This window comes from Escherichia sp. TW14182 (genome assembly GCF_000208525.1).
Taxonomy (GTDB): Bacteria; Pseudomonadota; Gammaproteobacteria; order Enterobacterales; family Enterobacteriaceae; genus Escherichia; species Escherichia ruysiae.
Genome location: NZ_AEJZ01000259.1, coordinates 1 through 8,578 on the forward strand (window position 1 = coordinate 1; position 8,578 = coordinate 8,578).

The 8,578-nt window shown below is 53.1% G+C and carries 7 protein-coding genes; all 7 read left to right on the forward strand.

Features of this window, described 5'->3' with window-relative positions:
* The first annotated feature begins 63 nt into the window (after positions 1-63).
* The 7 genes from hflX to rnr all read left to right on the forward strand — a co-directional run bounded on the left by hflX (position 64) and on the right by rnr (position 8,488).
* The gene (gene hflX, locus EQY_RS0119060; protein WP_000460360.1) at positions 64-1,344 is read left to right on the forward strand and encodes a ribosome rescue GTPase HflX; all 1,281 of its coding nucleotides are present in this window, start codon (positions 64-66) and stop codon (positions 1,342-1,344) included.
* An 86-nt stretch (positions 1,345-1,430) separates the two neighbouring features.
* On the forward strand, positions 1,431-2,690 hold the full coding sequence (hflK, locus tag EQY_RS0119065) for an FtsH protease activity modulator HflK (RefSeq protein ID WP_000312488.1): 1,260 nt from the start codon (positions 1,431-1,433) through the stop codon (positions 2,688-2,690).
* Positions 2,691-2,692: 2 nt separating this feature from the next.
* Positions 2,693-3,697, forward strand: coding sequence for a protease modulator HflC (hflC, locus tag EQY_RS0119070; RefSeq protein ID WP_001232412.1), 1,005 nt, complete (start codon positions 2,693-2,695; stop codon positions 3,695-3,697).
* A gap of 81 nt (positions 3,698-3,778) precedes the next feature.
* Positions 3,779-3,976 carry a DUF2065 domain-containing protein gene (locus EQY_RS0119075; RefSeq protein WP_001089300.1) on the forward strand — a complete coding sequence of 66 codons (198 nt, stop codon included), beginning with the start codon at positions 3,779-3,781 and terminating at the stop codon, positions 3,974-3,976.
* Between the two features lie 103 nt (positions 3,977-4,079).
* Positions 4,080-5,378: an adenylosuccinate synthase gene (gene purA / locus EQY_RS0119080; protein WP_000527963.1), complete on the forward strand. Its 1,299-nt coding sequence runs from the start codon at positions 4,080-4,082 to the stop codon at positions 5,376-5,378.
* 204 nt (positions 5,379-5,582) lie between these two features.
* The gene (gene nsrR, locus EQY_RS0119085) at positions 5,583-6,008 is read left to right on the forward strand and encodes a nitric oxide-sensing transcriptional repressor NsrR (RefSeq protein WP_001177639.1); all 426 of its coding nucleotides are present in this window, start codon (positions 5,583-5,585) and stop codon (positions 6,006-6,008) included.
* A gap of 38 nt (positions 6,009-6,046) precedes the next feature.
* Positions 6,047-8,488 carry a ribonuclease R gene (gene rnr / locus EQY_RS0119090; protein WP_000076283.1) on the forward strand — a complete coding sequence of 814 codons (2,442 nt, stop codon included), beginning with the start codon at positions 6,047-6,049 and terminating at the stop codon, positions 8,486-8,488.
* Positions 8,489-8,578: the final 90 nt, after the last annotated feature.

The window sequence follows — 8,578 nt, forward strand, 5'->3', positions numbered from 1 at the left end:
TTTTTTTACACGGGGAGCCAGCGATCCTGCGTTCCCCGCTGATCTATTTAGAGGGTTTTACGCTTGTTTGACCGTTATGATGCTGGTGAGCAGGCGGTGCTGGTACACATCTATTTTACGCAAGACAAAGATATGGAAGACCTCCAGGAGTTTGAATCTCTGGTTTCTTCCGCCGGTGTCGAAGCATTGCAGGTGATTACCGGTAGCCGTAAAGCGCCGCACCCAAAGTATTTTGTAGGTGAAGGTAAAGCAGTTGAAATTGCGGAAGCTGTCAAAGCGACGGGTGCTTCGGTCGTTCTTTTTGACCATGCCCTGAGCCCAGCGCAAGAGCGTAACCTGGAGCGTTTGTGCGAGTGTCGTGTCATCGATCGCACCGGCCTTATTTTAGATATTTTCGCCCAACGTGCGCGTACCCATGAGGGTAAGTTGCAGGTTGAGCTGGCGCAGCTGCGCCATCTGGCTACGCGCCTGGTGCGTGGCTGGACCCACCTTGAAAGACAGAAAGGCGGGATCGGTTTGCGTGGTCCGGGTGAAACCCAGCTCGAAACCGACCGTCGTTTGTTGCGTAATCGCATCGTGCAGATACAGTCGCGCCTGGAAAGAGTTGAAAAGCAGCGTGAGCAGGGGCGGCAATCGCGTATCAAAGCCGACGTTCCTACTGTTTCGCTGGTGGGATATACCAACGCCGGTAAATCTACCCTTTTCAATCGCATCACCGAAGCGCGGGTCTACGCGGCAGACCAGTTGTTTGCCACCCTCGACCCGACGTTGCGGCGTATTGATGTCGCGGATGTCGGTGAAACCGTGCTGGCAGATACCGTAGGGTTTATTCGCCACTTGCCGCACGATCTGGTGGCGGCGTTTAAAGCCACGTTACAAGAGACGCGGCAAGCCACATTGCTGCTGCACGTCATTGATGCGGCAGATGTGCGTGTACAAGAAAACATCGAAGCGGTGAATACGGTTCTTGAAGAGATTGATGCTCACGAGATCCCAACCCTGCTGGTGATGAACAAGATCGATATGCTGGAAGATTTCGAACCGCGTATTGATCGGGACGAAGAGAACAAACCGATCCGTGTCTGGCTTTCTGCGCAGACCGGAGCGGGGATACCACAGCTTTTTCAGGCTTTGACGGAGCGGCTTTCCGGTGAGGTGGCGCAGCATACATTGCGTCTGCCGCCGCAGGAAGGGCGTCTGAGAAGTCGTTTTTATCAGCTTCAGGCAATAGAAAAAGAGTGGATGGAGGAGGACGGCAGCGTAAGTCTGCAAGTTCGTATGCCGATTGTTGACTGGCGTCGCCTCTGTAAACAAGAACCGGCGTTGATCGATTACCTGATCTAACCGGCAAAGCGTCTGAAGCGTGGAGTCATATCCTCTGGCGTCGAAAGACAACAGGGATCACCGCATAACAAATATGGAGCACAAACATGGCGTGGAATCAGCCCGGTAATAACGGACAAGACCGCGACCCGTGGGGAAGCAGCAAACCTGGCGGCAACTCTGAGGGAAATGGAAACAAAGGCGGTCGCGATCAAGGGCCACCTGATTTAGATGATATCTTCCGTAAACTGAGCAAAAAGCTCGGTGGTCTGGGCGGCGGTAAAGGCACTGGATCTGGCGGTGGCAGTTCATCGCAAGGCCCGCGCCCGCAGCTTGGCGGTCGTGTCGTTACCATCGCAGCGGCAGCGATTGTCATTATCTGGGCGGCCAGTGGTTTCTACACCATTAAAGAAGCCGAACGCGGCGTGGTAACACGCTTTGGTAAATTCAGCCATCTGGTTGAACCTGGTCTGAACTGGAAACCGACGTTTATCGACGAAGTTAAACCGGTGAACGTGGAAGCCGTGCGTGAACTGGCTGCTTCCGGCGTGATGCTGACGTCTGACGAAAACGTGGTGCGCGTTGAGATGAACGTGCAGTACCGCGTCACCAATCCGGAAAAATACCTGTATAGCGTAACCAGCCCGGATGACAGTCTGCGCCAGGCTACCGACAGCGCCCTGCGTGGGGTTATCGGTAAATACACCATGGACCGCATTCTGACGGAAGGTCGTACCGTGATTCGTAGCGATACTCAGCGCGAACTGGAAGAGACTATCCGCCCGTATGACATGGGTATCACGCTGCTGGACGTCAACTTCCAGGCTGCTCGTCCGCCGGAAGAAGTAAAAGCAGCGTTTGACGATGCGATTGCCGCACGTGAAAACGAACAGCAATACATTCGTGAAGCAGAAGCGTATACCAACGAAGTTCAGCCGCGTGCGAACGGTCAGGCGCAACGTATCCTCGAAGAGGCGCGTGCGTACAAGGCTCAGACTATCCTGGAAGCCCAGGGTGAAGTCGCGCGCTTTGCTAAACTTCTGCCGGAATATAAAGCCGCGCCAGAAATTACTCGCGAGCGTCTGTATATCGAGACGATGGAAAAAGTGTTGGGCAATACCCGCAAAGTGCTGGTTAACGACAAAGGTGGCAACCTGATGGTTCTGCCGTTAGACCAGATGCTGAAAGGGGGTAACGCGCCTGCGGCGAAGAGCGACAACGGCGCCAGCAATCTGTTGCGTCTGCCGCCAGCCTCTTCCTCCACGACCAGTGGGGCAAGCAACACGTCGTCCACTAGTCAGGGCGATATTATGGACCAACGCCGCGCCAACGCGCAGCGTAACGACTACCAGCGTCAGGGGGAATAACGATGCGTAAGTCAGTTATCGCGATTATCATCATCGTGCTGGTAGTGCTTTACATGTCTGTCTTTGTCGTCAAAGAAGGTGAGCGCGGTATTACGCTGCGTTTTGGTAAGGTACTGCGTGACGATGACAACAAACCTCTGGTTTATGAGCCGGGTCTGCATTTCAAGATACCGTTCATTGAAACGGTGAAAATGCTCGATGCGCGTATTCAGACCATGGACAACCAGGCCGACCGCTTTGTGACCAAAGAGAAGAAAGACCTGATCGTCGACTCTTACATCAAATGGCGCATCAGCGATTTCAGCCGTTACTACCTGGCAACGGGTGGTGGCGACATTTCGCAAGCGGAAGTGCTATTGAAACGTAAGTTCTCTGACCGTCTGCGTTCTGAAATTGGTCGCCTGGACGTGAAAGACATCGTCACCGACTCCCGTGGTCGTCTGACTCTGGAAGTGCGTGACGCGCTGAACTCCGGTTCTGCGGGTACAGAAGATGAAGTTACTACCCCAGCAGCGGATAACGCCATTGCCGAAGCGGCAGAGCGTGTAACGGCTGAGACGAAGGGCAAAGTTCCGGTCATCAACCCGAACAGTATGGCGGCGCTGGGTATTGAAGTTGTCGATGTGCGTATTAAGCAGATCAACCTGCCGACCGAAGTGTCTGAGGCGATCTACAACCGTATGCGCGCCGAGCGTGAAGCGGTAGCGCGTCGCCATCGTTCACAAGGTCAGGAAGAAGCGGAAAAATTGCGCGCAACTGCCGACTATGAAGTGACCAGAACGCTGGCAGAAGCAGAGCGTCAGGGTCGCATCATGCGCGGTGAAGGTGACGCAGAAGCTGCCAAACTGTTTGCTGATGCATTCAGCAAAGATCCGGACTTCTATGCATTCATCCGTAGCCTGCGTGCTTATGAGAACAGCTTCTCTGGCAATCAGGACGTGATGGTCATGAGCCCGGACAGCGATTTCTTCCGCTACATGAAGACGCCGACTTCCGCAACGCGTTAAGATAACGACTGCGGTACAGGTCAATAAAGCCACCGCATCCTCAGGGATGTCGGTGGTTTTCTTTTTCTATAAGGACAATGAATGAATTCGACAATCTGGCTGGCGCTTGCTCTGGTTTTGGTACTGGAAGGTTTAGGACCGATGCTTTACCCGCAGGCGTGGAAGAAGATGATCTCTGCGATGACCAATTTACCCGATAATATTTTACGTCGTTTTGGAGGTGGACTTGTGGTTGCGGGCGTTGTGGTCTACTACATGTTGAGGAAAACGATTGGCTGAACAAAAAATAGACTGATTAAGGTCATTTTTGGATGCAAAAAGTGCTGTAACTCTGAAAAAGCGATGGTAGAATCCATTTTTAAGCAAACGGTGATTTTGAAAAATGGGTAACAACGTCGTCGTACTGGGCACCCAATGGGGTGACGAAGGTAAAGGTAAGATCGTCGATCTTCTGACTGAACGGGCTAAATATGTTGTACGCTACCAGGGCGGTCACAACGCAGGCCATACTCTCGTAATCAACGGTGAAAAAACCGTTCTCCATCTTATTCCATCAGGTATTCTCCGCGAGAATGTAACCAGCATCATCGGTAACGGTGTTGTGCTGTCTCCGGCCGCGCTGATGAAAGAGATGAAAGAACTGGAAGACCGTGGCATCCCCGTTCGTGAGCGTCTGCTGCTGTCTGAAGCATGTCCGCTGATCCTTGATTATCACGTTGCGCTGGATAACGCACGTGAGAAAGCGCGTGGCGCGAAAGCGATCGGCACCACCGGTCGTGGTATCGGGCCTGCTTATGAAGATAAAGTAGCACGTCGCGGTCTGCGTGTTGGCGACCTTTTCGACAAAGAAACCTTCGCTGAAAAACTGAAAGAAGTGATGGAATATCACAACTTCCAGTTGGTTAACTACTACAAAGTTGAAGCGGTTGATTACCAGAAAGTTCTGGATGATACGATGGCTGTTGCCGACATCCTGACTTCTATGGTGGTTGACGTTTCTGACCTGCTCGACCAGGCGCGTCAGCGTGGCGATTTCGTCATGTTCGAAGGTGCGCAGGGTACGCTGCTGGATATCGACCACGGTACTTATCCGTACGTAACTTCTTCCAACACCACTGCTGGTGGCGTGGCGACCGGTTCCGGCCTGGGCCCGCGTTATGTTGATTACGTTCTGGGTATCCTCAAAGCTTACTCCACTCGTGTAGGTGCAGGTCCGTTCCCGACCGAACTGTTTGATGAAACTGGCGAGTTCCTCTGCAAGCAGGGTAACGAATTCGGCGCAACTACGGGTCGTCGTCGTCGTACCGGCTGGCTGGACACCGTTGCCGTTCGTCGTGCGGTACAGCTGAACTCCCTGTCTGGCTTCTGCCTGACTAAACTGGACGTTCTGGATGGCCTGAAAGAGGTGAAACTCTGCGTGGCTTACCGTATGCCGGATGGTCGCGAAGTGACCACCACTCCGCTGGCAGCTGATGACTGGAAAGGTGTAGAGCCGATTTACGAAACCATGCCGGGCTGGTCTGAATCCACCTTTGGCGTGAAAGATCGTAGTGGCCTGCCGCAGGCGGCGCTGAACTACATCAAGCGCATTGAAGAGCTGACCGGTGTGCCGATCGATATCATCTCTACCGGTCCGGATCGTACTGAAACCATGATTCTGCGCGACCCGTTCGACGCGTAATCCTGGTACGCCTGGCAGATATTTTGCCTGCCGGGCTAACAGTGTGATACATTGCTGTGTCGGGTAAGCCATTATGCTATCCGACACAGTGTTAAATCCTCGCTTTTTTCCTTCCCCAAACTGAAATAAATTAGCGACACAGCTTGTGGCTGGTTTATCATCAATATAAATGTATTTTTTCCCGATTTCCCTTTTGAGGTTGATGTGCAGTTAACGAGTTTCACTGATTACGGATTACGTGCGCTGATCTACATGGCGTCATTGCCAGAAGGGCGGATGACCAGTATTTCTGAAGTGACTGACGTCTACGGCGTCTCCCGTAATCATATGGTCAAAATAATCAATCAACTTAGTCGTGCCGGCTACGTGACTGCTGTTCGTGGAAAAAATGGCGGCATTCGCCTGGGTAAACCGGCGAGTGCGATACGTATTGGTGATGTGGTGCGCGAGCTGGAGCCCTTATCGCTGGTGAATTGCAGCAGTGAGTTTTGCCACATTACACCTGCCTGTCGGTTGAAACAGGCACTTTCTAAGGCCGTGCAAAGTTTTCTTACGGAACTGGATAACTACACGCTTGCCGATTTGGTTGAAGAGAATCAACCGCTTTATAAATTATTGCTGGTGGAGTGACGAAAATCTTCATCAGAGATGACAACGGAGGAACCGAGATGTCACAAGATCCTTTCCAGGAACGCGAAGCTGAAAAATACGCGAATCCCATCCCTAGCCGGGAATTTATCCTCGAACATTTAACCAAACGTGAAAAACCGGCCAGCCGTGATGAGCTGGCTGTAGAACTGCACATTGAAGGCGAAGAGCAGCTTGAAGGCCTGCGTCGCCGCCTGCGCGCGATGGAGCGCGACGGTCAACTGGTCTTCACTCGCCGTCAGTGCTATGCGCTGCCGGAACGCCTCGATCTGGTGAAAGGTACAGTTATTGGTCACCGTGATGGCTACGGCTTTCTGCGGGTTGAAGGACGTAAAGATGATTTGTATCTCTCCAGCGAGCAGATGAAAACCTGCATTCATGGCGATCAGGTGCTGGCGCAGCCGCTGGGCGCTGACCGTAAAGGCCGCCGTGAAGCGCGTATTGTCCGTGTACTGGTGCCAAAAACCAGCCAGATTGTTGGTCGCTACTTTACCGAAGCGGGCGTCGGCTTTGTGGTTCCTGACGACAGCCGTTTGAGCTTCGATATCTTAATCCTGCCAGATCAGATCATGGGCGCGCGGATGGGCTTTGTGGTGGTGGTCGAACTGACCCAACGCCCGACTCGTCGTACCAAAGCGGTGGGTAAAATCGTCGAGGTGCTTGGCGATAATATGGGCACCGGCATGGCGGTTGATATCGCTCTGCGCACCCATGAAATCCCGTACATCTGGCCACAGGCTGTTGAGCAACAGGTTGCCGGACTAAAAGAAGAAGTGCCGGAAGAAGCAAAAGCAGGCCGTGTCGATCTGCGCGATTTACCGCTGGTCACCATTGATGGCGAAGACGCCCGCGACTTTGACGATGCGGTTTACTGCGAGAAAAAACGCGGCGGCGGCTGGCGTTTATGGGTCGCAATTGCCGATGTCAGCTACTATGTGCGTCCGCCAACGCCGCTGGACAGAGAAGCGCGTAACCGTGGTACGTCGGTGTACTTCCCGTCGCAGGTTATCCCGATGCTGCCGGAAGTGCTCTCTAACGGCCTGTGTTCGCTCAACCCACAGGTAGACCGCCTGTGTATGGTGTGCGAGATGACGATTTCGTCGAAAGGCCGCCTGACTGGCTACAAATTCTACGAAGCGGTGATGAGCTCTCACGCGCGTCTGACCTACACCAAAGTCTGGCATATTCTGCAGGGCGATCAGGATCTGCGCGAGCAGTACGCCCCGCTGGTTAAGCATCTCGAAGAGTTGCATAACCTCTATAAAGTGCTGGATAAAGCCCGTGAAGAACGCGGCGGGATCTCGTTTGAGAGCGAAGAAGCGAAGTTCATTTTCAACGCTGAACGCCGTATTGAACGTATCGAACAGACTCAGCGTAACGACGCGCACAAATTAATTGAAGAGTGTATGATTCTGGCGAATATCTCGGCGGCGCGTTTCGTTGAGAAAGCCAAAGAACCCGCACTGTTCCGTATACACGACAAGCCGAGCACTGAGGCGATTACCTCTTTCCGCTCTGTACTGGCAGAGCTGGGGCTGGAACTGCCGGGCGGTAACAAGCCAGAACCGCGCGACTACGCGGAACTGCTGGAGTCGGTTGCCGATCGTCCTGACGCAGAAATGCTGCAAACCATGCTGCTGCGTTCAATGAAACAGGCGATTTATGATCCGGAAAACCGTGGTCACTTCGGCCTGGCATTGCAGTCCTATGCGCACTTTACTTCGCCGATTCGTCGTTATCCTGACCTGACGCTGCACCGCGCCATTAAGTATCTGCTGGCGAAAGAGCAGGGGCATCAGGGCAACACCACTGAAACTGGCGGCTACCATTATTCGATGGAAGAGATGCTGCAACTGGGTCAGCACTGTTCGATGGCGGAACGTCGTGCCGACGAAGCAACGCGCGATGTGGCTGACTGGCTGAAGTGTGACTTCATGCTCGATCAGGTTGGTAACGTATTTAAAGGTGTAATTTCCAGCGTCACAGGCTTCGGTTTCTTTGTTCGTCTGGATGACTTATTCATCGATGGTCTGGTTCACGTCTCTTCGCTGGACAACGACTACTATCGCTTTGATCAAGTCGGACAACGCCTGATGGGCGAATCCAGCGGCCAGACTTATCGCCTGGGCGATCGCGTGGAAGTTCGCGTCGAAGCGGTTAATATGGACGAGCGCAAAATCGACTTTAGCCTGATCTCCAGCGAACGTGCACCGCGCAACGTCGGTAAAACGGCGCGCGAGAAAGCCAAAAAAGGCGATGCAGGCAAAAAAGGCGGTAAGCGTCGTCAGGTCGGCAAAAAGGTAAACTTTGAGCCAGACAGCGCCTTCCGTGGTGAGAAAAAAGCGAAGCCGAAAGCGGCGAAGAAAGACGCGAAAAAAGCGAAGAAGCCATCGGCTAAAACGCAGAAAATAGCCGCTGCAACCAAAGCGAAGCGTGCGGCGAAGAAAAAAGTGGCAGAGTGATCATTACCCTCTTCAAACAGAAGAGGGTTAGTATTATGACCAACGCAAAAATTCACTCGGACAGTCCCCTCGCCCCTTTGGGGAGAGGGT